General features: G+C 69.7%; 24 protein-coding genes. 18 read left to right on the top strand and 6 right to left on the bottom strand.

Features of this window, described 5'->3' with window-relative positions; translation table 11 throughout:
• The first annotated feature begins 256 nt into the window (after nt 1-256).
• The gene (locus Aple_RS43505) at nt 257-631 is read left to right on the top strand and encodes a hypothetical protein (protein ID WP_155350638.1); all 375 of its coding nucleotides are present in this window, start codon (nt 257-259) and stop codon (nt 629-631) included.
• Here Aple_RS43505 and Aple_RS43500 read toward each other — a convergent pair.
• Both Aple_RS43500 and Aple_RS43495 read right to left on the bottom strand, forming a co-directional pair.
• Entirely contained in the window at nt 610-951 is a 342-nt protein-coding gene (locus tag Aple_RS43500; protein ID WP_155350637.1) for a DUF742 domain-containing protein, read from the bottom strand. The two genes, Aple_RS43505 and Aple_RS43500, sit on opposite strands and share 22 nt — an antisense overlap.
• Nucleotides 948-2,972: a sensor histidine kinase gene (locus Aple_RS43495; RefSeq protein WP_170321962.1), complete on the bottom strand. Its 2,025-nt coding sequence runs from the start codon at nt 2,970-2,972 to the stop codon at nt 948-950. Before Aple_RS43495 ends, Aple_RS43500 begins: the two co-directional genes overlap by 4 nt.
• A 140-nt stretch (nt 2,973-3,112) precedes the next feature.
• Here Aple_RS43495 and Aple_RS55855 point away from each other — a divergent pair, with 140 nt between their 5' ends.
• From Aple_RS55855 to Aple_RS43480, 3 genes are all read left to right on the top strand, one after another.
• Entirely contained in the window at nt 3,113-3,955 is an 843-nt protein-coding gene (locus tag Aple_RS55855; protein WP_155350635.1) for an EamA family transporter, read from the top strand.
• On the top strand, nt 3,952-4,560 hold the full coding sequence (locus tag Aple_RS43485) for a GntR family transcriptional regulator (protein WP_155350634.1): 609 nt from the start codon (nt 3,952-3,954) through the stop codon (nt 4,558-4,560). Before Aple_RS55855 ends, Aple_RS43485 begins: the two co-directional genes overlap by 4 nt.
• Nucleotides 4,561-4,684: 124 nt before the next feature.
• Nucleotides 4,685-5,014, top strand: a complete 330-nt coding sequence (locus Aple_RS43480; protein WP_246265225.1) for a hypothetical protein — start codon at nt 4,685-4,687, stop codon at nt 5,012-5,014.
• Here the strand turns inward: Aple_RS43480 and Aple_RS43475 are convergent.
• Nucleotides 5,011-5,745: a crotonase/enoyl-CoA hydratase family protein gene (locus Aple_RS43475; protein ID WP_155350632.1), complete on the bottom strand. Its 735-nt coding sequence runs from the start codon at nt 5,743-5,745 to the stop codon at nt 5,011-5,013. The genes Aple_RS43480 and Aple_RS43475 overlap by 4 nt on opposite strands.
• A 254-nt stretch (nt 5,746-5,999) precedes the next feature.
• On the opposite strand from Aple_RS43475, the gene Aple_RS43470 reads away from it, so the two are divergent.
• Nucleotides 6,000-7,451, top strand: a complete 1,452-nt coding sequence (locus Aple_RS43470) for a sugar transferase (RefSeq protein WP_155350631.1) — start codon at nt 6,000-6,002, stop codon at nt 7,449-7,451.
• Nucleotides 7,452-7,453: 2 nt separating this feature from the next.
• Nucleotides 7,454-8,521, top strand: coding sequence for a glucose-1-phosphate thymidylyltransferase (locus tag Aple_RS43465; protein ID WP_155350630.1), 1,068 nt, complete (start codon nt 7,454-7,456; stop codon nt 8,519-8,521).
• 51 nt (nt 8,522-8,572) lie between these two features.
• Here the strand turns inward: Aple_RS43465 and Aple_RS43460 are convergent, their stop codons facing one another.
• The gene (locus Aple_RS43460) at nt 8,573-10,261 is read right to left on the bottom strand and encodes a DUF4082 domain-containing protein (protein ID WP_155350629.1); all 1,689 of its coding nucleotides are present in this window, start codon (nt 10,259-10,261) and stop codon (nt 8,573-8,575) included.
• 233 nt (nt 10,262-10,494) lie between these two features.
• Between Aple_RS43460 and rfbB the strand changes: the two genes are divergently transcribed.
• From rfbB to rfbD, 3 genes are read left to right on the top strand one after another with little or no spacing between them, the layout of a single operon-like run.
• Nucleotides 10,495-11,466, top strand: coding sequence for a dTDP-glucose 4,6-dehydratase (rfbB, locus tag Aple_RS43455; protein ID WP_155350628.1), 972 nt, complete (start codon nt 10,495-10,497; stop codon nt 11,464-11,466).
• Between the two features lie 15 nt (nt 11,467-11,481).
• Entirely contained in the window at nt 11,482-12,489 is a 1,008-nt protein-coding gene (locus Aple_RS43450; RefSeq protein WP_155350627.1) for an endonuclease/exonuclease/phosphatase family protein, read from the top strand.
• Nucleotides 12,486-13,352, top strand: a complete 867-nt coding sequence (rfbD, locus tag Aple_RS43445) for a dTDP-4-dehydrorhamnose reductase (protein ID WP_155350626.1) — start codon at nt 12,486-12,488, stop codon at nt 13,350-13,352. The genes Aple_RS43450 and rfbD overlap by 4 nt, the downstream gene beginning before the upstream one ends.
• On the opposite strand, the gene rfbC is transcribed toward rfbD, so the two are convergent.
• Complete coding sequence (gene rfbC, locus Aple_RS43440; protein ID WP_155350625.1) at nt 13,331-13,924, bottom strand: dTDP-4-dehydrorhamnose 3,5-epimerase; 594 nt, start codon at nt 13,922-13,924, stop codon at nt 13,331-13,333. The two genes, rfbD and rfbC, sit on opposite strands and share 22 nt — an antisense overlap.
• Nucleotides 13,925-14,116: 192 nt before the next feature.
• Here rfbC and Aple_RS43435 point away from each other — a divergent pair, with 192 nt between their 5' ends.
• From Aple_RS43435 to Aple_RS43400, 8 genes are all read left to right on the top strand, one after another.
• Entirely contained in the window at nt 14,117-15,370 is a 1,254-nt protein-coding gene (locus Aple_RS43435; protein WP_155350624.1) for a class I SAM-dependent methyltransferase, read from the top strand.
• Nucleotides 15,367-16,668 carry a DUF4910 domain-containing protein gene (locus Aple_RS43430; protein ID WP_246265222.1) on the top strand — a complete coding sequence of 434 codons (1,302 nt, stop codon included), beginning with the start codon at nt 15,367-15,369 and terminating at the stop codon, nt 16,666-16,668. The genes Aple_RS43435 and Aple_RS43430 overlap by 4 nt, the downstream gene beginning before the upstream one ends.
• On the top strand, nt 16,665-17,669 hold the full coding sequence (locus Aple_RS43425; RefSeq protein ID WP_155350623.1) for a hypothetical protein: 1,005 nt from the start codon (nt 16,665-16,667) through the stop codon (nt 17,667-17,669). Before Aple_RS43430 ends, Aple_RS43425 begins: the two co-directional genes overlap by 4 nt.
• Nucleotides 17,670-17,697: 28 nt before the next feature.
• Nucleotides 17,698-18,594, top strand: coding sequence for a glycosyltransferase family 2 protein (locus tag Aple_RS43420; protein WP_155350622.1), 897 nt, complete (start codon nt 17,698-17,700; stop codon nt 18,592-18,594).
• Between the two features lie 114 nt (nt 18,595-18,708).
• The gene (locus Aple_RS43415) at nt 18,709-19,485 is read left to right on the top strand and encodes a sugar phosphate nucleotidyltransferase (RefSeq protein WP_155350621.1); all 777 of its coding nucleotides are present in this window, start codon (nt 18,709-18,711) and stop codon (nt 19,483-19,485) included.
• Nucleotides 19,482-20,129 carry a PIG-L deacetylase family protein gene (locus Aple_RS43410; RefSeq protein ID WP_155350620.1) on the top strand — a complete coding sequence of 216 codons (648 nt, stop codon included), beginning with the start codon at nt 19,482-19,484 and terminating at the stop codon, nt 20,127-20,129. The genes Aple_RS43415 and Aple_RS43410 overlap by 4 nt, the downstream gene beginning before the upstream one ends.
• Entirely contained in the window at nt 20,129-21,148 is a 1,020-nt protein-coding gene (locus Aple_RS43405) for an NAD-dependent epimerase/dehydratase family protein (RefSeq protein ID WP_155350619.1), read from the top strand. The genes Aple_RS43410 and Aple_RS43405 overlap by 1 nt, the downstream gene beginning before the upstream one ends.
• Nucleotides 21,145-22,644, top strand: a complete 1,500-nt coding sequence (locus Aple_RS43400; RefSeq protein ID WP_246265220.1) for an oligosaccharide flippase family protein — start codon at nt 21,145-21,147, stop codon at nt 22,642-22,644. Before Aple_RS43405 ends, Aple_RS43400 begins: the two co-directional genes overlap by 4 nt.
• Here Aple_RS43400 and Aple_RS43395 read toward each other — a convergent pair.
• Complete coding sequence (locus Aple_RS43395; protein WP_155350618.1) at nt 22,598-23,794, bottom strand: acyltransferase family protein; 1,197 nt, start codon at nt 23,792-23,794, stop codon at nt 22,598-22,600. The two genes, Aple_RS43400 and Aple_RS43395, sit on opposite strands and share 47 nt — an antisense overlap.
• Nucleotides 23,795-24,199: 405 nt before the next feature.
• On the opposite strand from Aple_RS43395, the gene Aple_RS52525 reads away from it, so the two are divergent.
• Nucleotides 24,200-24,840 (top strand): hypothetical protein (locus tag Aple_RS52525; protein ID WP_170321961.1); only part of this gene is annotated, 641 nt, incomplete at its 3' end.

The following is a 24,840-nucleotide window of genomic DNA, read 5'->3' as shown; positions in this document are numbered from 1 at the left end:
GACGCGACTTACGACATGCCGTAAATCAACACCTTATTTCGATCCTTGATTTAACTTGCGCGGCACATGGTCGTCAAGAGTCGGACCCAAATGCTCGGCCGCGCCTGTGTCTGGACTGAGGAACGCAGGTCGCGGAGCGGCCGGAGCGACGAGGGAAGACACAGGCTGAAGGCGGCCGAGCCGCCGTGCCGGAGGCACGGCCATAAACGCAGCTACCCTGAGTGGTGTCTCTCCCTGACTGAGAAATGGCCCCCCGATGACCGAGCTTCTCCCCGCGCTGATGGCCGCCGCCGAGCGTTTCAGCATCGCCGGGCGGGAGCTTTACCTCGACTTCCTGCCGAACCTGCGCGCCTGGCACTCCATCACCGACCTGGTCGGCGCGGTGCGGCTCGGCATGTGGTTCACCCTCCCCGACGGCCGGGAGATGTCCTTCGAGGTGTCGCTGCGCCCGCAGGCCCCCGGCGCGTGGGCGATCGGCGGCGCGATCACCCTCGAAGACCAGGAATTACTCCGCCTGGAGGAGATCGAGACCGGCACGCCCGTCGCCGTGCTCAACCGGTACGCCGAGGACCTGATCATGCCCGCCCGCTGGCACCTCGACCAGGCGATTCAGAGCGCGTGCAACCCCTGAATGACCTCCCGCAGGATGCGCTCCTCCGGCAGCTGCGCGACGGTCGCGGGCGGCCGGGCCGCGATCAGGCGCAGCTCGCGGAGATCCCCCAGCAGCACGCGCACCACGTTCAGCGAAAGCCCGACATCAGAGGCGATGTCCGCCACCGAGGCCGGCGACTGGCAGGCCCGCAGGATCCGCAGCTGCTCGGGCGGCAGGCCGGTCACGTTCGAGGCCGGCAGCGCCCTGACGATCGTCACCAGGTCGAAGTCGGGCCCGGTCGGGCGGGTCCGCCCCCGGGTGAGCGTGTAAGGGCGAAGCAGGGGGCGTTCGTCGGTCACGAGTTCTCCCCGCGCAGCTGGGGTGCCAGGCTGGCCTGCCGTACGCGCCGGGGCAGGCCGTCCCCGTCGGAGGGCACGGGCGTGAGCGCGGGCTGCTGCGGGATGAGCCGCTCGACCGTGTACTCCTCCGGCTCGCCCGCCACCACGATGTCCGGCGGGAGCAGCACGATCGCGGTGGTCCCGCCGTACGGGGAGGCGCGGAGCGAGACGCGGACGCCGTGCCGCTGGGCGAGGCGGCCGACCACGAACAGGCCGAGCCGGTCGCTGTCGGCCAGGTCGAACTCGGGCGGCTCGGCCAGCCGCTCGTTGAGATGGGCCAGCTCCTCGGCGCCGATGCCGAGGCCGCGATCCTCCACCTCCAGCACGAACCCCCGCGCCACCAGCTCGCCCCGGACGAAGACCTGGGTGTTGGGCGGGGAGAAGATGCACGCGTTCTCCACCAGCTCGGCCACCAGGTGGATGACGTCGGTGACGGCGGGGCCGGCCAGCGCGGTCTCGGGCGGCACGGCGATCAGGACCCGCAGGTAGTCCTCGACCTCCTCGACGGCGGCGCGGGTGACGTCGTAGAGCGAGACGGGGTCGCGCCAGCCGCGCCCGGGCGCCGCGCCGGACATGATGATCAGGCCCTCCGCGTGCCGCCGCATGCGGGTGGTGAGGTGGTCGACGCCGAACAGCTGCTCCAGCACGGCCGGGTCGCCGACCTGCCGCTCCAGCGTGTCGAGCAGGTCCAGCTGCCGGTGCAGCAGCGACTGGCTGCGCCTGGCCAGGTTGAGGAAGACCATGCTGACGCCCTTGCGCAGCCGGGCCTGCCCGACGGCGGCCTCGACGGCGGTGCGCTGCACGGAGGCGAACGCCTCGCTGACGTCGTCGACCTCGGTGGTGTCGCGGTGCACGGCCAGCGGCGGCGTCTCGGCGGCCACGTCGACCTCCTCGCCGTTCCGCAGCCGCCGTACCACGTCGGGCAGCCGCCGGTCGGCCAGGTCGAGCGCGGCGTGCCGCAGCGCGGCCAGCTCGGTGGCGAGCTTGCGGGCAAACCGGAAGGAGAAGAACACGGTCACCACGACGGCGACCAAGCCGAGCACGCCGAGCAGCGCGACCCGCCAGAGCACGCTCTCGGCCAGCGGCGCCGCCCGTTCGGTGATCTTCCTGGCGATCTCGCCGCCGAGCTTGTCCAGCGTGATCGAGACGGCCTCGACGGTGGCCTGCCAGCGGGCGGCCTCGATCGGCAGCACCTTGCCCGGCCGGACGACCTCGCTGACGCCCTTCTCCAGGGTCAGGTAGTCGGCGTAGATGGGGGAGGCGTTCAACGCGTCGTACGGCTGGCGCAGTTCCTCGTCGAGTTGGCTCGTTCCCAGCTGGTACAACAGTCGCCGCTGGCCCACCATCTCGGCGAAGGCGGCGCGCTCGTCCTCGGTCATCTTCCCGGCGCCGAGGGTGCCCGCCAGCAGCGCGGACTGCTGGCTGACGATCTCCCGCCCGCGCCCGACCAGGATGATCGCCTTGGTCTGGGCGACCAGGTCGATGTCGGGGGAGATCATCAGCCGGTCGTAGACCTGGAAGCCGACCTCGGCGATGGAGCTGTACTCCTCCAGCGCGTCCAGCCGGGAGATGTCCCGGTTCTCGACCTGCTCGCGCACCGTGTCCAGGCGGCTGAGCTGGCGCAGCAACTCCTGGACCCGCTCCCACATGGCCGGCGGGGTCGAGCTCTCCGCCTCGGTGGCGTGCGTGGCCAGCGCCGCGGCGGCGGCGTCCGTGGTCTCCTGCTGGGTGTCCAGGTCGGCGTGGAAGGTGCTCGTGGTGCCCAGGTAGGACAGCGACCGGAGGCGCTCGTTCTGCAGCTCGGTCAGCACGACCCTGGCGGGCGACACCACATGCTCATAAACCGTGCCGATGCGGATGTACTCCATGCCCGCCTGCACGCTGATCGTGGCGGCGAAGCCCCAGATGACGGTCAACGCGACGACCGGAAGCAGCAGGATGGCGAAGATCTTGACGCGGACGGAACGTTTGCGGCCAGCCATGGGGGACCCCATACACATGCGTTAATAGTGGCGAAACACTAGCAATGTGTGAGCTGGGCCACTAGGTGACTTTCTTAACGATACGACTCCTAATCCGCATAGGAGGTGCGTCGATTGTCGGACTGTAAGACAATCAGTCCATGCGTATTATTGCCGCCGCCGTGCTCTGGGGCACGGCCGGAACCGCCGGGGCCTTCGCGAGCGCCGGATCGGTCTCCCTGGCCGCCGCCCGGCTGGTGATCGGCGGCTCCATCCTGGCCCTGCTGTTCCTCCGCTCCCGGGCCTTCGGCCGCGACCTGCTGCTCGGCGCGGTCTGCGTCGCCGCCTACCAGCTGTGCTACTTCGCGGCCGTCGCCAGGACCGGCGTGGCCATCGGCACCGTGGTGGCGATCGGCAGCGGCCCGGTCTTCACCGGCCTGCTCTCCTGGGCGCTCGACCGCACGACCCCCTCGGCCCGCTGGCTCGGCGGCACGCTCGCCGCCGTCGCCGGCTGCGCCGTGCTGGTCCTGGGCGGCGGCAGCGAGGGCGGCGCCGATCCCGGCGGCATCGGGCTCGCCCTGATCGGCGGCCTGCTCTACGCCAGTTACGCGGTGACCGCCGCCCGCGCGATCGACCGCGGCACCCCCTCCGACACGGTGATGGGCACGATGTTCGGCGGCGCGGCCGTCCTGATGCTTCCCGTGCTCCTGCTCTCGGGCCCCGGTTTCCTGGCCACGCCGTCTGGCCTGCTCACCGCGCTCTACCTCGGCGCCGCCACCACCGCTCTCGCCTACGTCCTGTACGGCCGTGGCCTGCGCACCACCCCCGTCGCCACCGCCGCCACCCTCGCCCTGGCCGAACCCGCGGTCGCCGCCCTGCTCGGCGTGGCAGTGCTCGGCGAACGCCTGACCCCGCTCTCCTGGGCCGGCCTGGCCCTGCTGGCCACCAGCCTGATCGTGGTAGCTCTACCAGAACGCCGGATCCCCATAGGCTCGGCAGCGTGAAGCTGCGCCCCGTCTCCACCGTGGAGGCCCTCGCCGACGCCCTGCGCACGAGGGTCCTGTCCGGCGACCTGGCCGCCGGCACCTCCCTGCCCGAGCAGGAGATCTCCGACACCTACGGCGTGGCCAGGCCCACCGTCCGGGAGGCCCTGGCCGCGCTCGTGCACGAGGGCCTGCTCCGCCGCGAGCGCAACCGCAGCGCGTACGTGCCGGAGATCACCACCTCCGACCTGGCCGACCTCATGTACGTCCGCGGCTCGCTCGAAGAACTCATGGCCGGCGCGCTCTACGGCCACCGCGTCCCCGCCGCCGAGGCCGCGCTGACCCGGCTGGAGGCACTCCCGCCGGACGAACCCTGGGCCGAGGTGGTCGCCGAGCACATGGCCTTCCACCAGGCGCTGATCGTCGCCGTCGCCAGCCCGCGACTGGAACGCCTCTACGCCACCCTCGCCGCCGAGACCCGCCTCGGGCTGGTACGGCTCCGCAAGGTTTACCCCAAACGCGCCGAACTGGTCGCGGAGCACCGTGACCTGCTGGCCGCGATCGAGCGCGGCCCGGCCGAGGCGGCCCGGCGCGCCGTCCGGGAACACCTGGAATGGCGCAGTTGAGGCCGTCTCTTGCCGGGAACACCCGGGAGTCGTCAGAATCGCGGCCATGCACGGCAATTCAGTGCCAGAGCCGGGCACGGATTCGCGCGTGCCGGATTCATACGTATATGTCACCGAAGAGGGTGTGACGCGTCATTATTCCGACGGCAGCGTGGAAGCGCTCGCCTGGGAAGACGTGGTCGAGGTCCGCGTCGGCGGAGCCGACCATGGGGACGCTAAGGACGCCCAGGACGACGACGCGGACGTCCTCATCGTCCTCCTCGATCGGGAGGGCGAGGGTTGCGTCGTGCCCAGATCCGCGACGGACGCCACATTTCTGGCGCGCCTGCGCTACTTGCCCGATTTCGACCTGGATCGGCTGAGCTCCGCCGTGGAGACGGCACATTCCGGATATGTCGTCGTATGGCGGAGCCCGGAGCCCCCGTCGCCGCTGCCGGATCTGGAATACGACTAGGTTCCGTGCCGTCCGGCTCCCGAGCGGAACCGTTCGACGCCGTCCAGCCCGGCCTGGAGTGAGGCCAGGCCGTAGCGGAACTCGGTGGCCATCGACTCCGCCTCCAGCGCGGAGAGGCGATCGTTGCGCAGGCACGCCTGGGGGAACGCGGCCAGCTGGGCGGCCAGGGCCTCGGCGTGCTGGCGGGCGGTGCCGCTGGGGACCACCCGGGACGCCAGGCCGATGTCCAGGGCTTCGCGCGCGGAGACCGCCCGCCCGGTGAGGATCAGGTCGAGGGCGCGGCCGGTGCCGATCAGCTGCGGGAGCCGTACCGTGCCACCGTCGATGAGGGGCACGCCCCAGCGGCGGGAGAAGACCCCGAAGGTGGCGTCGGCGGCGACCACGCGGAGGTCGCACCAGAGCGCGAGTTCGAGCCCGCCGGCCACCGCGTGGCCTTCGACGGCCGCGATGACCGGTTTGGAGAGACGCATCCGGGTCGGGCCCATCGGGCCGTCACCGTCCTCGGTGACCTGGTTGCCGCGCTCGGTGCCGATCGCGTGCAGATCGGCCCCGGCGCAGAAAGTGCCCCCCGCTCCCCACAGAATCGCGACCGAGGAGGCGTCATCAGCGTCGAAAGCCCGAAAAGCCGCCGTGAGTCCGGCTGCTGTTGGGCCATCGACCGCATTCCGTACATCTGGGCGGTCCAGAATCACGGTCGTCAAAGATCCTTGCCGTTCCACGCGTACCGTCATGCTCCCCGAACCTAGTTCGGGGACAAGTTCAACGGGGAAAGTTCTCTGTACATCTTTGGATCGTTCCGTCAAGCGACTGGGTACCCCGGTTTCGGCCGATTGTGGACAGATGTGATCGTTCCCTTGTAGGGTCTCGATCTTTAGCATTTACCTCGGGTACCCCCCTCTCCTGGTGCAACAGAGAAATAGGTCAACCAACCGGACGGGGTGCGCGTCTTGTTCATTGCGAACAACGAGGCAGCAGGTGGAGTGTCATGAGGGTGGGGCTTCAGGCGTCCGCTACGGGCGTCCCTGATCAGAAGGTCCGGACGGCGACCAGCATCTGGACTCGAACGTATGCGCGCGTCCTGCTGGCCGGAGACCTGGCCTGCGCGATGATCGCGTGCGAGACCGTTATCGGTGTGCGCCTGTGGCTCGGAGCGTGGATTCCGAAATACGAGGCGTTCCTGGGCTTATCCCTGGCCCTGGCATGGCCGATCGCCATGGCGATCGCCGGGGCCTACCGAAAACGGGTGCACGGAGAGGGCAGCGACGAATTTCGGGCCGTCTTCACGGGGGGTATGGGACTCACGGCTTCGGTCGCCATCGGTGCCTACGCCACGCAGACCACCATCGCGCGCAGCTTCGTGATGGCGATGTTCCCGCTGGCCCTCTTCCTGACCTTGTATTTCAGGTATCGCATGCGTAAGCACCTGCACCGTCGTCGGAGCGACGGCCACTATGTCCGCAATGTCGTCGCGGTGGGTCATCGCGAGGCCGTGCTCGACCTGGTGATGCAGTTCCGCCGGCAGCCGCACCACGGCATGCGCATCGTGGCGGCCTGCCTGCCTGCCCAGGGCAATCTCGACGTGGACGGCGTGCCCGTGCTGGGCGACTTCACCAACGTGGACGAGGTCGTGCTGAAGACCGACGCCGACTCGGTGGCCATCCTGGCCTGCCCGGAGCTGGACGGCTCCGCGCTGCGGCGGATGGCCTGGAGCCTGGAGGCGGCCAGGACCGACCTGTTCGTGGCCCCCGCGCTGATGGACGTGGCCGGGCCCCGGATCAGCATCCGCCCGGTCGCCGGGATGCCGCTGCTGCACCTCGAACACCCGGAGTTCGAGGGCGCCAAGCACATCATGAAGAACCTGTTCGACAAGGTTCTCGCCCTCGCCCTGCTGCTGGTGGCCGCCATTCCGATGCTGGTGATCGCCGCGCTGATCCGCGGCACCACCCCGGGCCCCGCGCTGTTCCGCCAGGCCAGGATCGGGCGCGGCGGCAAGGAGTTCCGGGTGCTCAAGTTCCGCACCATGGTGCAGGACGCCGAACGCCTCAAGCAGCAGTTGCACGAGGACAACGAGTTCGACGGCGTACTGTTCAAGATGCGGAACGATCCACGGGTGACCAGGGTGGGAGCGGTGCTGCGGCGGTACTCGCTGGATGAGTTCCCGCAGCTGCTGAACGTGTTGCGGGGCGAGATGTCGCTCGTCGGGCCGCGCCCGCCGCTCCCCGAGGAAGTCGCCCAGTACGGCGAGGACGTGCGCCGCCGCCTGGTCGTCAAGCCCGGCATGACCGGCCTCTGGCAGGTCTCCGGACGCTCCGACCTGACCTGGGAGGAGTCGGTCCGCCTGGACCTGCGGTATGTGGAGAACTGGTCGCTCATCCTGGACCTGCAGATCCTGTGGAAGACGTGGTCGGTCATGAAGAACGGAAGCGGGGCCTACTAGCTGTGAAAGCGCTCGTGCTCGCCGGAGGATCTGGCACCAGGCTCCGGCCGATCACCCACACCTCCGCCAAGCAGCTGGTCCCGGTCGCCAACAAGCCGGTCCTGTTCTACGGCCTGGAGGCCATCGCGGCGGCCGGGGTCCGGGAGATCGGCATCGTGGTCGGCTCCACCCACGCCGAGATCGAAGCGGCCGTCGGCGACGGCTCCCGGTTCGGCGTCGAGGTCACCTACCTGCGCCAGGAGGCCCCGCTGGGGCTCGCGCACGCGGTGCTGATCGCGCGCGAGTTCCTCGGCGAGGACGACTTCGTCATGTATCTCGGCGACAACTTCATCGTCGGCGGCATCAACGGCGTCATCGAGCGGTTCGTCCGGGATCGCCCGGCCGCCCAGATCATGCTCACCCAGGTGGCCAATCCCAGCCAGTTCGGCGTGGCCGAGCTGGACGGCGACGGCCGGGTGGTCGCGCTTGAAGAGAAGCCGCGCCGGCCCAAGAGCGACCTGGCCCTGGTCGGGGTGTATCTGTTCACCTCCGCCGTGCACGAGGCGGTCGGCGAGCTCAAGCCATCCTGGCGGCACGAGCTGGAGATCACCGACGCCATCCAGTGGCTGATCGATCACGACCACCGGGTGGAGTCCTCCGTCATCTCCGGCTACTGGAAGGACACCGGTAACGTCGCGGACATGCTGGAGGTCAACCGGCTGGTGCTGGAGTCGGTGGAGACCAGGATCGAGGGGTCGGTGGACGCGGCCAGCGAACTGATCGGCCGGGTGGTGGTGGAGCCGGGCGCGGTGATCGAGCGCTCCCGCATCGTCGGCCCGGCCATCGTCGGCGGGGGCGCCAGGATCCAGGACAGCTACGTCGGCCCGTTCACCTCGATCGCGGCCGACTGCGTCGTGGCGGGCAGCGAGATCGAGTACTCGATCGTCCTGCCTCGGGCCTCCATCACCGGGGTGCGCCGGATCGAGTCCTCGCTGATCGGCCACGACGTGGTGGTCACCCCCGCGCCCAGCATGCCCCGGGCGCACCGGCTGGTCCTCGGCGACCACAGCCAGGTTCAGATCAGCTCGTGACATGAAAGAAGGGCCCCGGACACGTCCGGGGCCCTTCTTTCATGTACGGGGTCAGCCGCCGCAGTCCAGCTGGCTGATGGTGGAGGTCACGTTGTAGTCGTTGTCGATGGTGACCAGCTTGTTCCCCGACCAGGCCGTGTTACGGCAATCCACGTTGAGCGGGCCGTAGTTCCAGCTGTTGTTCACGATCGCGTTGTTCCTGGCGATCGCGCCGGGGGCGGTTCTGATCTGCAGCGTGTAGGTGCCGCCGATCAGGAGGTTGTCGGTGACGACGACGCCTTCGGTGGCGTCGACGAGGAAGACGGGGGCGGTGTGGGAGGGTGCTTTGCGTTGGTCGACGGTGTTGTGGTGGAAGGTGAGGTTTTTGCTGGCGCCGACGGTTTGGATGCCGTCGGAGTGGTCGCCGGGGTTGCTGCAGAGTAGGACGTAGGAGTCGGTGATGGTGACGTTGTCGCCGGAGACGCTGAAGCCGTCGCCGTGGCCGCGGATGTGGACGCGGGTGGCGGTGAAGTTGGCGTCCAGGATGCCGGGGGCGGTGTCGCAGCGGTTCGGTGAGCCGACGGTGGAGTCCGTGACCGTGAACGAGTAGCGCTTGTCCGCGTACACGCCCATGATCTGGCCGTCGATCTGGCTGTTCCGAACGGTCACGTCGTTCGCCGTGATCAGCAGCGTGCCCGGGATGTGCACCCCGTCGAGCACCATGCCCGGTTGGGTCACCCGGTAGGAGTCACCGTCGAAGTTCAGCGCCAGCTTCTTCAGCTGGGTGCCCGGGGGCACGCCGGTGCAGGCCGCGGTGGGGAAGCCGGCGCAGGTCCGGCTGCCCGGGTCCGGGGGCAGCGGGCTCGCCGAGAAGGTCGGCGTCACCTTGGGGGTGGGTGTCGGGGTCGGTGTCGGTTTCTGGGTCGGTGTCAGTGTCGGTGTAGGCGACGGCGACGGCGACGGCGACGGGGTGGGAGTGACGGTCACGGTAGGCGTCGGTGTGGGCGAGGGGCTCGGCGTCGGCGTGACGACGGCCGGCTCGGCCGGGGTCGGGGTTACCACGGGAGCGGTGGTGTCGACCGGATTCGGCCGCCAGTCCATCCAGCGGAAGATCGGGTCGACGTAGTAGTGGTAGTTCTTCGGGTTCGACTGGCGGGGGAATCCGCTCTTGCCGTACCGGTAGACGCCGGTTCGTCTGGCGGGGGTGGCCATCGGGCCGGCCGCCAGGCCGGTGACGCCGGGCTTGCCGACGTAGGTGCCGTGGGTGCTGTGGTAGGAGATCGTGTACGTGTCCCCCGCGCGCACCTGGACCGGCGCGCCGAACCGGGCCTCCTGCCAGCCGGCGGCCGTCTCGGCGGTGAACCGGACGCTGGCCAGCTTGACGCCCTTCGAATTCCAGAGGTTGCCGGTGTGCTTGCCCTTCTCGCCCTTGGCCTTGTAGAAGCGCACGCCGGTCACCCAGCCGTCCCGCGCCACGGTGAACCGGGTGCCCAGTTCCAGCGGGGTCTTGTCCTTGTGCCGGGGCGATTTGATCGCGGTGGTCGGCGTCCAGAAGCTGACTTCCTTGACCTCAGGCGTGGCCGCCGGGGTGGCGGCGGTCAGCTTGGCGGTCTGCGCGGCCGGTCCTCCGTCGTCGCCTGAGCTGAGGAACGTCACCGAGACGGCGACCGCCACCAGCGTGCCGGACAACGCGTACGCGACGCGGGACCGGGATAGCGAGCGCCGCTGGGAGTCGCGACGGTGCGAGTGTGAATGGGCCATGTATCTGACCTCCGCGCTTTAGGCGCTCGGCTCGTTCATACTTGTATGCGTACCGGGGGACCATTGTGGCGGGTGAGGTAACGGACTCGCATCAATTTTGGCGAAATTTCCCATCATGTCGCTTTGGCTGGCCTGAACGACGTCAACCCAAGCGTCCGCTGAGGAGTCGGTACGACGTAACCGCTGCGAAGTGAACAACGAACGGCAACGACGAACAGGTTGTGAATCTCCCCGTGAAATTGCTTGTCACCGGCGGGGCCGGTTTCATCGGCTCCCATTATGTGCGCACCGTCCTGTCCGATGGCTACCCTGCCTTCGCAGGCGCCGAAGTCACCGTTCTCGACCGGCTCACCTACGCCGGCAACCTGGCCAATCTTGCCCCCGTGGCGGGCCGTCACACCTTCGTGCACGGAGACGTCTGCGACGCCCGGCTGCTGGCCGACCTGGTCCCCGGGCACGACGTGGTGCTGCACTTCGCGGCCGAGTCGCACGTGGACCGGTCGATCGAGGGCTCTGCCGAGTTCGTGCGCACCAACGTGCTGGGCACCCAGACGCTGATGGAGGCGTGCCTGACGGCCCGCGTCGGCCGGGTCGTGCAGGTGTCCACCGACGAGGTCTACGGGTCCATCGAGATCGGCAGCTGGGCGGAGGACGCGCCGCTGGCGCCGCGCTCGCCGTACTCGGCGGCCAAGGCGGGCGGAGACATGATCGCGATGGCGTACGCGACCACGCACGGGCTGCCGGTGTCCATCACCCGGTGCGGCAACAACTACGGGCCCTACCAGTTCCCCGAGAAGATCATCCCGCTGTTCGTCACCAATCTGATCGAAGGCCGCAAGGTCCCCCTGTACGGCGACGGCGGCAACATCCGTGACTGGGTGCACGTGGACGACCACTGCCAGGGCATCCAGCTGGTGGCCGAGCGCGGCGAGCCCGGGCAGGTCTACCACATCGCCGGCACCGCCGAGCTGAGCAACCTGGAGCTCACCGAGCGGCTGCTGACCGCCCTGGAGGCGGCCCCCGACATGGTCGAGCGGGTGCCCGACCGCAAGGGCCACGATCGGCGCTACTCCCTCGACGACTCCCGGCTGCGCGCGCTCGGCTACGCTCCCCGGGTGAGTTTCGAGGACGGGCTGGCCGAGACCGTGCGCTGGTATGTGGACAACCCGTCCTGGTGGAAGCCGCTGCGGTCGGGTTCGCGGTAGCCCCTGACCGCTGTCGTGCGCATCACGCTGGAGGTTCAGCACATCGCCACCACCGCTCCCCGTGCGTGGATCGTTCCTGCCCTGTGGGCGCTGCTGGTCCCGTTCGCGGCCTGGGCGGTGCTCAGGCTGACCGGTGTCGAACCGAAGTTCCGCTGGTCCCAGGCGGTGTCGTTCACCCCGTATGTGGCCGCCGCCGCACTGCTGCCACTGGCGCTGGCCGTCGCGCTGCGCCGGTGGCCCCCGGCGCTGGCCTGGCTGGCGGTGGTGGCCATGTTCGCGGTGATCGTGCTGCCCAGGGCGCTGCCGAGCGGCAATCCAGACGTCTCGGGTCCGCGCGTCAAGGTGCTGGCCCTGAACGCCTTCAACGGCACCGTGGACGCCGACGCGCTGATGGCCGCGATCCGCGCCATCCGCCCCGATGTGCTCATCCTGCTGGAGTACGCGCCCTGGCTGGCCTACGCGCTGACGGAGCGGGGCATCAGCGAGCTCCTGCCGAACCGGGTGGGGGAGCCGCTGGAGGATGCCTGGGGTTCCGCGGTGTTCTCCCGGCATCCGCTGCGGCCCGGCGACACCCCGATCCCGGGCGAGGGACCGGCCCAGATCCCCGCCGTGGTGACCCTGCCCGGGGGGCAGGAGCTGGATGTGGTTGCGGTGCACGCGTGCGCGCCGTCGAGCGGCTGGCGGGTCGGGTGCTGGGAGCCGAGCATCCGGGCACTGCCTCCCGCCCCCGCCGGCGGGCGGTTGCGGGTGCTGGCAGGGGACTTCAACTCCTCGCTCGACCACGCCGTGCTGCGCGAGCTGATCGCCACCGGCTACCGCGACGCCGCCGACGTCATGGGCAAGGGCCTGACCATGACCTGGCCCTACTACGAGCAGCCGCCGTTCTTCCCCAAGGTCGCCATCGATCACGTCCTGGCCGACCGGCGCATCGCCGTGCTGGGATTCGACGCGTTCGCGCTGCCGCACTGCGACCACCGTGCGACGCTCACCGAGCTCGCCCTTCCCGAGATAGGCAGATCATGAACCCCACCTGGCTGGTGACGGGCGCCGGCGGCATGCTCGGCGCCGATGTCGTCGAGGCGCTCACCCGGGACGGCGAGCAGGTCGCCGCCCTCGGCCGCGGCGAGCTCGACCTGACCGATCCGGACGCGGTGGCCGTCGCCGTGCGGGACCTGAACCCCCAGGTAGTGATCAACTGCGCGGCCTGGACGGCGGTGGACGACGCCGAGACGCACGAGCCGGCGGCGCTGGCCGTCAACGGGCACGCGGTGCGGTCGCTGGCCGCGGCCTGCGGTCCCCGGCTGCTGCACGTGTCCACCGACTACGTCTTCGCCGGCACCGGCTCCGAACCCTACCGGGAGGACGAGGCGACCGATCCGGTCAACGCGTACGGGCGGACCAAGCTGGCCGGGGAGCGGGCCGTGCTGGCGCACGGCGGCACGGTGGTGCGCACCGCCTGGTTGTACGGCGCGCACGGCCCCAACTTCGCCCGCACGATGATCCGCCTGGCCGGCTCACAGGACCAGGTGACCGTGGTGGATGACCAGTTCGGGCAGCCGACCTGGACCGCCGACCTGGCGGAGCGGCTGCTCCAGCTGGGGCGGACGCGGCACCCCGGTGGGATCTATCACGGCACCAGCCAGGGCAGGACCAGCTGGCACGGCTTCGCCCAGGAGATTTTCCGGCTGCTCGGCGCGGATCCGGACCGGGTGGTTCCGATCCCCTCGGCGCGTTTCCCGCGCCCGGCCCGGCGGCCGGCCAACAGCGTGCTCGGCCACGACCGGTGGGCCGCCGCGGACCTGCCGCCGATCCGGGACTGGCGGGCGGGCCTGGCCGCGGCCTGGTCGTCGCTGAACCCGGTCGCTCAGCCCGCGAGCGATCGGTAGTGGGCCAGGCAGGTGTCGTGATCCGGGAGCAGGCCGGCCGCCATGGCCTCCTTGGCGGTGGGCGCGGCGGCGTCCTTGTCCGACAGCAGCGGGGTCAGGCCGGCCGGCCAGTCGATGCCGAGGTCCGGGTCCAGGGGGTGGACGCCGTGCTCCCGGCCAGGCGCGTACGGCTGGGAGCAGACGTACAGGACGGTGGCCTGCTCGCTCAGCGCCAGGAAGGCGTGTCCGAGCCCTTCCGCCAGGTAGATCCCCCTGCGGGTGACGTCGTCGAGGACCACGCTCTCCCAGCGCAGGAACGTGGGCGAGCCCACCCGCAGGTCCACCGCCACGTCGAGCACGGAACCGGACACGCAGGTGACGTACTTGGCCTGGCCCGGCGGCACCGCCGCGAAGTGCACCCCGCGCAGGACGCCGCGACTGGAGGTGGAGCTGTTGATCTGGGCGAGCTCCATCGGGTGTCCGGCGACGGCGCGCAGGTCGGCGGCGCGGAAGGCCTCGTGGAACGTGCCACGGAGGTCGGAGTGGACGGTGGGCGTGTGAACCCAGGCTCCGTCGATGCTCAGGCGGTCCATGCACGAGAGCATCGCACAGTCGTTCGTCTATGATCGCCTGGTTGTAACGCTTGGGGGGAAGGGTCCGAATAATCCGCTGGCGAGCCGTTGGACTGGAGGGGAAATGTCGTCCTATAGCCACGCCAACCAACCCTGCCTCACCGGCGTCTTGGATACGTTGAGAAACATCAGTCACACAAGATCGGGAATGCCATGACCGTCCATGGGAACGTGCCATCCGGGGAGCCCACCGCCGTTACCTGCCGTTTGTGTGGTTCGGGCAGTTTGTCCAGTGTGGTGGACCTGGGCGCGACGCCGCCGTGCGAGCTGTTCCTGACGGCGGATCAGCTGGATGAACCTGAGATGACATATCCATTACATTTGCGGGTTTGCACGTCCTGCTGGCTCGCGCAGATTCCTCCGCTCATTACGCCCGAGGAGACATTTACGGAGTATGCGTATTTCTCGTCGTATTCGTCGTCCTGGGTGGAGCACGCGAAGGGGTTCGTGAACGACGTGGTGGACCGGCTGCGGCCGGGCTTCGTCGTCGAGGTCGCGTCCAACGACGGATACCTGCTCGGGCACATGGTGGACCGGGGGGTCCGCTGCCTGGGGATCGAGCCGTCGGCCAACGTGGGGGCGGTCGCGCGGGAGCGCGGCGTTCCGACGGTGACGGAATTCCTGTCGCCCGAGGTCGGGGCACAGGTGCGGGCGGAGCACGGGCCCGCCGACGTGGTCGTCGCAAATAATGTGTACGCCCACATTCCGGACGTGGTGGGCTTCACCCAGGGCCTGCGGGCGCTGGTCGCCGATGACGGATGGGTGTCGATCGAGGTTCAGCATCTGCTGACGCTGATGGAACTGAACCAATACGACACGATCTATCACGAGCATTTCCAGTACTACTCCGTGGCCTCGGCACGGCAGGCGCTGGCCGGCGGAGGTCTCGCCCTGGTGGACGTGGAGCTGCTCCCGACACACGGAGGTTCGATCCGCCTGTGGGCGCGGCCGATGGAGCTGGGCGCCGCGGTGAGCGAGCGGGTGGGCGAGGTGATCGCGCGGGAGCAAGCCGCGGGATTGCTGGATATATCGGGGTACGGGCAGTTCGCCGACCGCGTCGCCAAGGTTCGCCGGGATCTGCTGGCGTTCCTGGTGCGGGCCGCGGACGAGGGGCGCTCGGTGGTGGGGTACGGCGCGCCGGGCAAGGGCAACACGCTGCTGAATCACTGCGGCATCCGGCCGGATCTGCTGGCGTACACCGTCGACCGCAATCCGTACAAGCACGGCCGGTTCACCCCGGGAACGCGGGTGCCGATCTTCCCGCCGGAGCGCATCGCGGCGGACCGCCCGGATTACGTGCTGGTGCTCCCCTGGAACCTGAAGGCGGAGCTGACCGACCAGCTGTCCTATGTCCGTGACTGGGGAGGCAAGCTGGTCTTCCCGATCCCGTCCCTGGAGATCGTGTGACGGCCGGGGCGCGGATGCACGAGCTGGTCCGGCGGCTGCACCCGATCTGCCGCAGCATGACCGGCGACGGCGTCCGGCGGACCCTGGAGATCATCGGCGAGAGCATCCCGCTGGAGGTGCACGAGGTGCCGACCGGCACCCCGGTGCTGGACTGGACGATTCCCCAGGAGTGGAACATCCGGGACGCGTACGTCAAGGACCGGACCGGCCGGCGGGTGGTGGACTTCGCCGCGACCCCGCTGCACGTGGTCGGCTACAGCGTGCCGGTGCACGCCACGCTGCCGTTCGCCGAGCTGCGCGAGCACCTGCACACGCTGCCGGGGCAGCCGGACCTGATCCCGTACCGGGCCGGGTACTACTCCGGGACCTGGGGGTTCTGCCTGAGCGACAACACGCTGAAGGAACTCCAGGAGGACGAGGAGTTCGAGGTCAGGATCGACGCCACCCTCGCCGACGGCCACCTCACCTACGCCGAGCACGTGGTGCCGGGCCGGCAGGCCGACGAGGTGCTGATCGTCTGTCACACCTGCCATCCCGCGCTGGCCAACGAGACGCTGGCGGGCATCGCGGTGGCGGTCGAGCTGGCTCAGGCGCTGGCCGCGATCCCGGGCGGGCCGCGGCTCACCTATCGCTTCCTGTTCGCCCCGGGCACGATCGGCTCGATCACCTGGCTGGCCCGCAACCGGGACCGGCTCGGCCTGGTCAAGCACGGCCTGGTGCTGGCCTGCGCGGGCGATCCCGGGCCGTTGCGGTACAAGCGCAGCCGGCGCGGCGACGCCGCCGTGGACCGGGCCGCGGCGTACGCGCTGCGCGAGCTAGAGCACACGCTGGTGGACTTCACCCCGTACGGCTACGACGAGCGGCAGTTCTGCTCGCCCGGATTCAACCTGCCGGTGGGCCTGCTGACCAGGTCACCGAACGAGGGGTACCCCGAATATCACACCTCGGCGGACGACCCCGAGCTGGTCACGCCCGACGCCATGGCCGGCACCCTGGCCGCGGTGCGGGAGATCGTGGAGGTGCTGGAGGGCGATCGCGTTTACCTGAACCTCCAGCCGTACGGAGAACCGCAGCTCGGAAAACGGGGACTTTACACCTCACCGAGTCTGAACCGCGACAACAAGCAACACCAGATGGCGATCTTATGGATACTTAACTATTCCGATGGTGACCACAGCCTTCTGGACATCGCCCAGCGATCGGAGATCCCGTTCGCCGCGGTGGTGGAGGCGGCCCAGGCCCTGACCGAGGCCGGTCTCCTGATCGAGCAGTCACCAGAGGGCGGGGAGCGAACATGACCGGGGCCACCAAGGCCGTCAAAGCGCCAGAATCCCTCAAGGTAGGGGATCTGGTCGAAGTGCTCAGCGCCGAGGAGATCCTCGCGACGCTGGACGAACAGGGGGAACTCGACGGGCTCCCCTTCATGCCGGAGATGCTGGACTACTGCGGCAAGAAGCTCACCGTCTACAAGGTCGCCCACAAGCTCTGCGACACCATCGAACGCACCGGTCTGCGGCACATGCCCGACGCGGTGCACCTGACCGGGTCCAGGTGCGACGGCGGCGCGCACGGCGGCTGCCAGACCGCCTGCCTCTTCTACTGGAAGACTGCCTGGTTGCGGAAGGCGGAGGGCCCCGCGGACGATCCGCCGCCGCGCCGGTCCGGGCCGGTGGACGTCTCGATCCTGCACCGCAACACCCTCCGCGAGCCGTTCCCCGACGGCGCGCCCCGCTACGCCTGCCAGGCCACCGAGATCCTCCGCGCCGCCCCGGAGCGCCTTCCGCTCAAGGACTTCCGGCAGTACGCCTGGGACGTGCGCTCCGGCAACGCCACCACCTTCGAGACCTTCCGCGCCTTCCTGATCGGCCTGTTCAACCGCCTGCAGGGCCTCAGCCGCCGGGTGCTGCCCAAACGGCTGTGGATCAAGGGCGGGCTCGAGTGGGGGTTCCTCAGGGGCACCTCCATCGGCGGCACTCCCGTACAGACCCTCGACCTGAAACCGGGCGAGCTGGTCCGGGTCAAGTCCAAAGAGGAGATCGCGGCCACCCTCGACCCGCAGCTGCGCAACCGCGGCATGGGCTTCGAGGTGGGACTGACCCGGTTCTGCGGCCAGTCCGCGCGGGTGATCGGCCGGGTGGAGCGCTGCCTGGACGAGCCGACCGGCCGGATGCTGACCATGAAGACGCCCTGCATCGTGCTGGAGGACGTGGTCTGCCCCGGCGTCCCCAACATGAACTGCCCCCGCGGGCACCTGCCGTTCTGGCGCGAGATCTGGCTGGAACGCGTCGAGCCGCGCTGACCCACGAAAAGATCCGAGGAGAGCACAGATGTTAGTGTCCATCGGCCTGCCGGTATACAACGGCGCCGACGTCATGGAAGGCGTGGTCCGGTCGGTCCTCGCTCAGCAGCACGGCGACATGGAGTTGGTCATCACCGACAACGCGTCGACCGACTCCACCGAGGAGCTGTGCCGCGGCCTGGCCGCGGAGGACAGCCGCATCTCCTATTTCCGCCAGCCGGAGAACCTGGGGATGCTGCGCAACTTCGACTTCGCCATCCAGAACGCCAAGGGCGAGTTCTTCCGGTGGATCGGGGACGACGACCGGCTCGACCCCACCTACTCCACCAAGTGCCTGGACGCGTTCGCCGCCGATCCCCGGCTCCTGATGGTCACCACCCAGATCTCCTACACCGACACCCGGGACGGCATCGTCCGCACCGAGCGGTACGAGGAGGCCGCGCCGGGTTCCGGCCTCAACTCCGATGATCCGGCGGAGCGCGTGGCCGAGCTGTCGCGGCTGCTCAACGAGAGCTATCTGATCATCGACCCGCTGTACGGCATGGTCCGCCGCGCCCAGGTGGCCGCCATGTCCCCCCGCCGCAACATGCCCAGGGAGGACCAGGTGTTCGCCGCCCGGCTGGCCATGGGCGGACCGTGGGAGCACATCAACGAGGTGCTGGCCTCGCGGCACTGGGACATCAAGCACCGCGGCAAGCTGGCGCGCCGCCTCGGCGTGCCGACCTGGAAGGGCTACTGCTCCACGCTGCTCCAGTGCCGGGAGACCCTCTACTGGGCCCGCGCCCAGGTCTCGGACGGCACGCTGACGTCCGAGCAGTATCGCCAGATCCGGGGCGCGGTCGGCGGGCTGTACGTGCGCAGGCACCGGAATACCGCGGCGCGCCGGGTCCGCAAGGTCGCCAGGATGGCCTTCGGCCGCTCCTGACCCGGCGAAGTTCGCCGGATCGCCAACCTCCGCCGGACCCGCCGCGTCATCGATACGTCATGTCCGAAAGTGGGGAGACAGGGTAGTCTCCCGATTCCATTCCCTGGAGATCGTGTGAAGGTCGTCCTGTTCTGTGGGGGGTACGGCACCCGGATGCGCAGCGGCGCGCCGGGCGACGTCCCCAAGCCGATGCAGCCGGTAGGCCCTCGACCCCTCATCTGGCATGTGATGCGGTATTACGCGCATTTCGGCCATACCGACTTCGTGCTGTGCCTGGGGTACGGCGCCCACTACGTCAAGGACTTCTTCCTCCACTACGAGGAGACCGCCTCCAACGACTTCGTCCTGCGCGGCGGCAAGGTGGAGATGCTGTCCACCGACATCTCGGATTGGTCGATCACGTTCGCGGACACGGGCATGGACTCGCCGATCGGCGAGCGGCTGCGCCGGGTGCGCCAGTATGTGGCGGACGAGGAGATGTTCCTGGCCAACTACGCCGACGTGCTGACCGACGCCCCGCTGGACGAAATGATCGCCAGGTTCGCCGCGTCCGACGCCGGCGCCTCGATGACCGTCGTCCCCCCGTCGGGCACCTTCCACTGCATCGAGATCGGCGAGGACGGCCGGGTGGGCGGCATCACCCCGGTCAGCGACATGGCCTTATGGGCAAACGGGGGATATTTCGTCCTTCGGCAGGAGGTTTTTGATCACATTCCGGAGAACGGCGACCTGGTCTCGGACGGCTGCGTCGAACTGGCCAAGCGCGGCAAGCTCCTGGCCTACCCGCATCGCGGCTTCTGGCGGCCGACCGACACCGTCAAGGAACGCGTCGCGCTGAACGAGGAGTACGCGCGCGGCGAGCGGCCGTGGGCGCTGTGGGAGCGCGCGTGATCGGCCTCCGCGCGCCCTCCGTGACCGCCGTCGCCGCGCTGGCCGCGCACTGCGACGACCTCGCCATCGGCGCCGGCGGCAGCCTGCTCACCCTCTGCGCGGCCCGGCCGGGGCTGCGGGTGGACGCGCTGGTCCTGTCCGGCGGCGGCACCGAGCGGGAAGACGAGGAGCGGGCCGCGCTCGCCGCGTTCTGCCCGGACGCCGACCTGCGGATCACCGTGCTCAAGATCCCGGATGGGCGGCTGCCCGCGCACTGGGAGGAGGCCAAGGAGGCGGTGGCGAACCTGCGCGGCCAGATCGACCCGCAGCTGCTGTTCTGCCCCTGGCGGGGCGACGCGCATCAGGACCATCGGGGGCTGGCCAAGCTGGTGCCCACGGTGTTCCGCGACCATCTGGCGTTGTCGTACGAGATCGTCAAATGGGACGGCGACCTGGCCGCGCCCTCGGTCTACCAGCCGCTGACCCCCGAGGTCGCCGAGGCCAAGGTGAGCCTGCTCCAGCGGCACTACCCGTCCCAGCGGAGCAAACCGTGGTATGACCGGGAGGCGTTCCTCGGCCTGGCCCGCATCCGCGGGATCGAATGCCACGCCCGCTACGCCGAGGCGTTCCATGCCAACAAACTGACTCTCGATCTGGAGAACTGATGCGGGTACTGCTGACCGGCCACCAGGGCTATCTGGGCAGCGTGATGGCCCCGGTGCTGACCGCCGCCGGGCACGAGGTGGTCGGTCTGGACTCCGGCCTGTTCGCCGACTGCCTGCTCGGACCCGCGCCGGCGGAGGGCCCGTCCCTCGCGGTAGACCTGCGCGACGTGCGCCCCGAGCAGCTGGCCGACTTCGACGCGGTCGCCCACCTGGCCGCGCTGTCCAACGACCCGCTGGGCGCGCTGGCCCCCGAGCTCACCTACGACATCAACCATCACGCCTCCTCCCGGCTGGGCCGGCTGGCCAAGGAGGCCGGGGTGAGCCGGTTCCTGTACGCGTCCACCTGCTCGGTCTACGGCGCCTCCGGCGGGGACGACCTGCTCGCCGAGGACGCCCCGCTGCGACCGGTCACGCCGTACGCGGAGTCGAAGGTCCGGGTCGAGGACGATCTGCTCGCGCTGGCCGACGACGACTTCACCCCGGTGTTCCTCCGCAACGCCACCGCGTTCGGGTTCTCGCCCCGGCTGCGCGCCGACATCGTGCTGAACAACCTGGTCGGGCACGCGTACCTGTCGGGCCAGGTCAAGGTGCTCTCCGACGGCACGCCGTGGCGTCCGCTGGTGCACGCCCTGGACATCGCCGAGGCGTTCGCGGCCGTCCTGAGCGCCCCGAAGGCCGCGGTGCACGGCCAGGCCTTCAACGTCGGCACCGAGCAGAACAACCTGACCGTGGCCGAGATCGCGAACGAGGTGGTCGAGGCCGTGCCCGGGTCCGTGCTGACCATCACCGGCGAGGCCGGCGCGGACCCACGCTCCTACCGGGTGGACTTCGGCAAGATCAGAGCCGCCCTGCCCGGCTACGAGGCGAGCCGGACGGTCAAGGCCGGCGCGATCGAACTGCTGGACGCCTACCGGCGGCACGGGCTGACCGAGGACGCCTTCGTCAACCGGTTCACCCGGCTGGCCCGGCTCTCCGCCCGGCGCGCCGACGGCACAATAGACGACACGCTCCGCCCGTGACTCCCGATCGGAGCACCGACAGCACCATCCAGAGCCCTGACCAGCTCAGCTCTCGTTCGCTGCGGCGCAAGGCCGGGCGCGGGCTCGGCTGGAGCCTGCTCGGCAACCTGGTGATGAAGGCGGGCTCCTTCGTCATGGGCCTGATCCTGGCCCGTCTGGTGGCCCCCGGGGAGTTCGGTGTCTACGCGGTCGCGCTGGCCGCCACCAACATCGTGATGGTGATCAAGGACCTCGGCATCATGGCCGCCACCATCCAGTGGCGTGGCTCCGTCGAGGAGATGGCCCCCACCGCGACCCTGCTGAACCTGTTCTCGGCGACCGCGCTGTACGGCGCGTTCTGGGTGGGCGCGCCCTTCTACGCGGCCGCCGCGGGCAGCCCGGACGCGACGCCGGTGGTGCGGCTGCTGACCGCGGTCATCCTGGTCGAGGCGATCACGGCGGTCCGCACCGGCGTGCTGCTGCGCCGGTTCCAGCAGGACAAGAGCAGCATGGCCATCCTGGCCGGGTTCGTGGTCAACGCGGCCCTGGCCATCTCGCTGGCCGCCGCGGGGGCCGGGCCGTACAGCTTCGCCTGGGGTCAGGTGTCGGCGGCGGTGGTGACCGGGATCCTGGTGCTCTTCTGGGCGAAGATGCCGTTCCGGGTCGGCTTCGACCGGCCCGTCGCCGGGCGGCTGCTGCGCTTCGGCCTCCCGTCCGCGGCCGGCATCGGCCTGGAGACGCTGCTGGTCAACGTCGGGTACGTCATCGTCGGCAACATCATGGGCGAGGAGCCGCTCGGCTACTACATGCTCGCCTTCAACGTCTCCAGCTGGGTGCCCGGCCTGGTCGGCAGCGCCATCCGGCAGGTGTCGCTGGCCGGATTCTCCCGGCTGGCCGAGGGCGAGGACGACGAGCTCTCCCGGGGCGTGCAGAGTTCGGTCACGCTGCTGTTCAGCGGCGTGCTGCCGCTGGCGCTGCTGATGGGCGCGCTGGCCCACCAGATCGTCTTCGTGCTGTACGGCCCCGTCTGGGACCAGTCGGCCGGCGTGCTGCGCTTCCTGGCGCTGCTGATGCTGGTCCGCATGCTCACCTCCTTCGCCCTGGACATCCTCAACGGCCAGGGCGCCACCCGCGCCACGGTCTGGATGAACATCGGGTACGGCGTCGTCATGGTGCCCGCCGTGATCGCCTGTACCCACCTGGACGGCATCAGGGGGGCCGCCATCGGCCAGGCGGGGGCGGCCCTGCTGGTCGCGCTGCCGCTGGCCGTCGTCGCGGTGAACCGGACCGGGATCACGCTCAAGCCGATCCTGCCGGCCCTGATCCGCCCGCTGCTCGGCGGTCTGGCCCTGCTCGCGGTCGCGCTGCCGCTGGCCTACCTCACCGCGGGCAACCCGTTCGTCTCGCTGGCGCTGGCCGGCGGCGCCGGTCTGGCCACGTACGTGGCGCTGGTGGTGCCGTACGAGAAGATCAGATCTTTCGGCGCTCGGGCGACCCGCCTGATGACCTCCCGCTGATTCTGGCCCAGCGGGCCAGGATCGCGGCACGGAGCTCCGGCCAGGTCCGGTGCCGCTGGAAGGGCAGCTCGAACACGGCCGAGAAGCCCCGGGCCACCAGCAGCGCCACCGGCACGCACAGCGCCAGGGTGGCCAGGAAGGCGGGCACGCCCGGCGTCGTGTTCGGCGCGATCACCAGCGCGTGCAGCGCCACCACCAGCGGCGCGTGGGTGAGGTAGAGGCTGTAGGAGTAGGAGCCGAGCGAGCGGAGCGGCCGGGTGTCCAGCAGCCGGACCAGCCAGCCGGGGCGGCCGGCCGCGATGGCGGCCAGCAGGCAGCCCACGGCCGGTCCGAGCGCCAGGTCCACCCAGTAGAAGTTCTGCACCGTCCACACCGAGCCGCGCAGCACGATCAGGGTCAGCACCGGGACGGCCGCCAGCAGCGACAGCCAGCCCCACGGCACCCGGAGCCAGCGCCCGCCCGCCACCCCGGCCGCGACCGCGCCGATCGCGAACAGCATCGCGAACTGCGGCGTGAACCGCATCAACAGGTCCACCGCGGGGACCGCGGGCGCGAGCAGGCCGACGGCGGCCACCACCAGGCCGACCGCGCCCAGCATCACCGCCACCCCGGCCCTGCGCACCAGCAGCAGGAGCAGCGGGAAGACCAGGTACAGCTGGGCTTCGATGGCGATCGACCAGAACGCCCCGTTCGGGCTGGGCGAGCCGAACACGTCCTGGACCAGCAGCCCGTAGAACAGCACCGACTTGGCCGTGGGAGGCCCCTCACCGGGCTGTGGCACCAGCGTCCAGGCGATCACCAGGCTCATTGCCAGCGCCGGCCAGTACGGCGGCAGGATGCGCCACAGCCGCCGGTGCGCGAACCGCCCCAGGCCGCCCAGCTCCCAGTTCCTGCGGGCCGGAGCGACCGCCAGCGAGAAGCCGGAGAGCACGATGAACACGACCACCGCGAAGTGTCCGTAGAGCAGCCAGGAGGCCCAGCCGGGGCCGGTGTCGCGGGGAAAGCCGGGGAACGTGGATAACCAGCAGTGGTGCAGGACCACGAAAAGGGCGGCCAGTCCGCGGATGCCGTCCAGGCCCACGAGGCGGCGCTGCGCGGGGGCGGTCGGCGGAGCCGTCCCAGTTGCCAGCCGATCCGCAGCAGACGTCATCTGATCCTCTTCCCCCCAGTGCGATTTCTGGCCTCGAAGGGTCTATCGGCAGGGGAGCATGCGATGTAACGGTTGTGGAGAGTGCATAGAGTAGAGGTAAGCAGACAGTTCGGAGATCGTCATCGGGTGGTAGGTGGATAGTATACGGAACGTCTGTGATCGATCACTGCTCGGTTACGAATGTAACGATCAAGGAGTTGTGGGCGATTCCAACCGTGTAGGGTCGGGGCCGCCCGAGGCGCTCCCGTGCGCCATGACCTGGGCGGGGAAACTATGGATTTTTGGAAGATAATCCTCAGCCTGACCGCACGGAAGCTGGTGGGACCGCCACTGGTGCTCCTTTCGCTTGCGGTGGCTGCGGCGACTTTTTACTTTGTACCGGTCCATTACACGTCCAACGTCCTCATGGTGCTGACCACATCGGCCAAGGGGGTGTCCACCGATCCGACCAAACCGGCCGGTCTGACCAACCCGTTGCTCCAGTTCACCGACGGGCTCAAGACGACGGCGAGCATCATGATCCAGTCGATGAACGCGCCCGACATCCGGAGTTCGCTCGGCGCTCCCGTGGGGGGACCCGTCGACCTGGTGATCGACGACGGGCGCACCAACCCCGATCTGCTGGACCTCTCGGGGCCGTACATCTTCATCTCGGTGGACGCGCCCACGGCCGGGCAGGCCAAGTCCGTGGTGGACAAGACCCAGGCCCTGATCCGGAGTCAGCTGGACACCCGCCAGAAGGGTCTCGGCGCACCGCGCTCCACCTTCATCACGGTGGCCGAGGTGGTCCCGGTGTCGGTGCCGGAGATGCAGTTGGGCGGCAAGTGGCAGGGCGCGATCGCGGCGTTCGTGCTCACCCTGGCGGGCACCTTCGGGCTGGCCTACGCGGTGGTCCGGTCGCGGATGCCGAAGCGGCCGGCGGCGCGGACGGTCGCGCGGCCGACCCGGGTCGAGCCGGTGGTCGTGCCCGGCGGCTTCGCCGACATGGACGACGTCACCACCACCATGCAGTGGCGGGCGGATCAGGTGATCCGCAAGGCGCACCC

The organism is Acrocarpospora pleiomorpha, assembly GCF_009687885.1.
Lineage (GTDB): Bacteria > Actinomycetota > Actinomycetes > Streptosporangiales > Streptosporangiaceae > Acrocarpospora > Acrocarpospora pleiomorpha.
This window is presented reverse-complemented; position numbering and strand designations above follow the sequence as displayed.

Bases quoted from the DNA above. Each gene is read 5' to 3' on its own strand.
- Aple_RS43505 (WP_155350638.1), top strand. From the start codon at position 257: ATGACCGAGCTTCTCCCCGCGCTGATGGCCGCCGCCGAGCGTTTCAGC.
- Aple_RS43495 (WP_170321962.1), bottom strand. From the start codon at position 2,972: ATGGCTGGCCGCAAACGTTCCGTCCGCGTCAAGATCTTCGCCATCCTG.
- Aple_RS55855 (WP_155350635.1), top strand. From the start codon at position 3,113: ATGCGTATTATTGCCGCCGCCGTGCTCTGGGGCACGGCCGGAACCGCC.
- Aple_RS43475 (WP_155350632.1), bottom strand. From the start codon at position 5,745: ATGACGGTACGCGTGGAACGGCAAGGATCTTTGACGACCGTGATTCTG.
- Aple_RS43470 (WP_155350631.1), top strand. From the start codon at position 6,000: ATGAGGGTGGGGCTTCAGGCGTCCGCTACGGGCGTCCCTGATCAGAAG.
- Aple_RS43460 (WP_155350629.1), bottom strand. From the start codon at position 10,261: ATGGCCCATTCACACTCGCACCGTCGCGACTCCCAGCGGCGCTCGCTA.
- rfbD (WP_155350626.1), top strand. From the start codon at position 12,486: ATGAACCCCACCTGGCTGGTGACGGGCGCCGGCGGCATGCTCGGCGCC.
- rfbC (WP_155350625.1), bottom strand. From the start codon at position 13,924: ATGGACCGCCTGAGCATCGACGGAGCCTGGGTTCACACGCCCACCGTC.
- Aple_RS43435 (WP_155350624.1), top strand. From the start codon at position 14,117: ATGACCGTCCATGGGAACGTGCCATCCGGGGAGCCCACCGCCGTTACC.
- Aple_RS43425 (WP_155350623.1), top strand. From the start codon at position 16,665: ATGACCGGGGCCACCAAGGCCGTCAAAGCGCCAGAATCCCTCAAGGTA.
- Aple_RS43420 (WP_155350622.1), top strand. From the start codon at position 17,698: ATGTTAGTGTCCATCGGCCTGCCGGTATACAACGGCGCCGACGTCATG.
- Aple_RS43405 (WP_155350619.1), top strand. From the start codon at position 20,129: ATGCGGGTACTGCTGACCGGCCACCAGGGCTATCTGGGCAGCGTGATG.
- Aple_RS43395 (WP_155350618.1), bottom strand. From the start codon at position 23,794: ATGACGTCTGCTGCGGATCGGCTGGCAACTGGGACGGCTCCGCCGACC.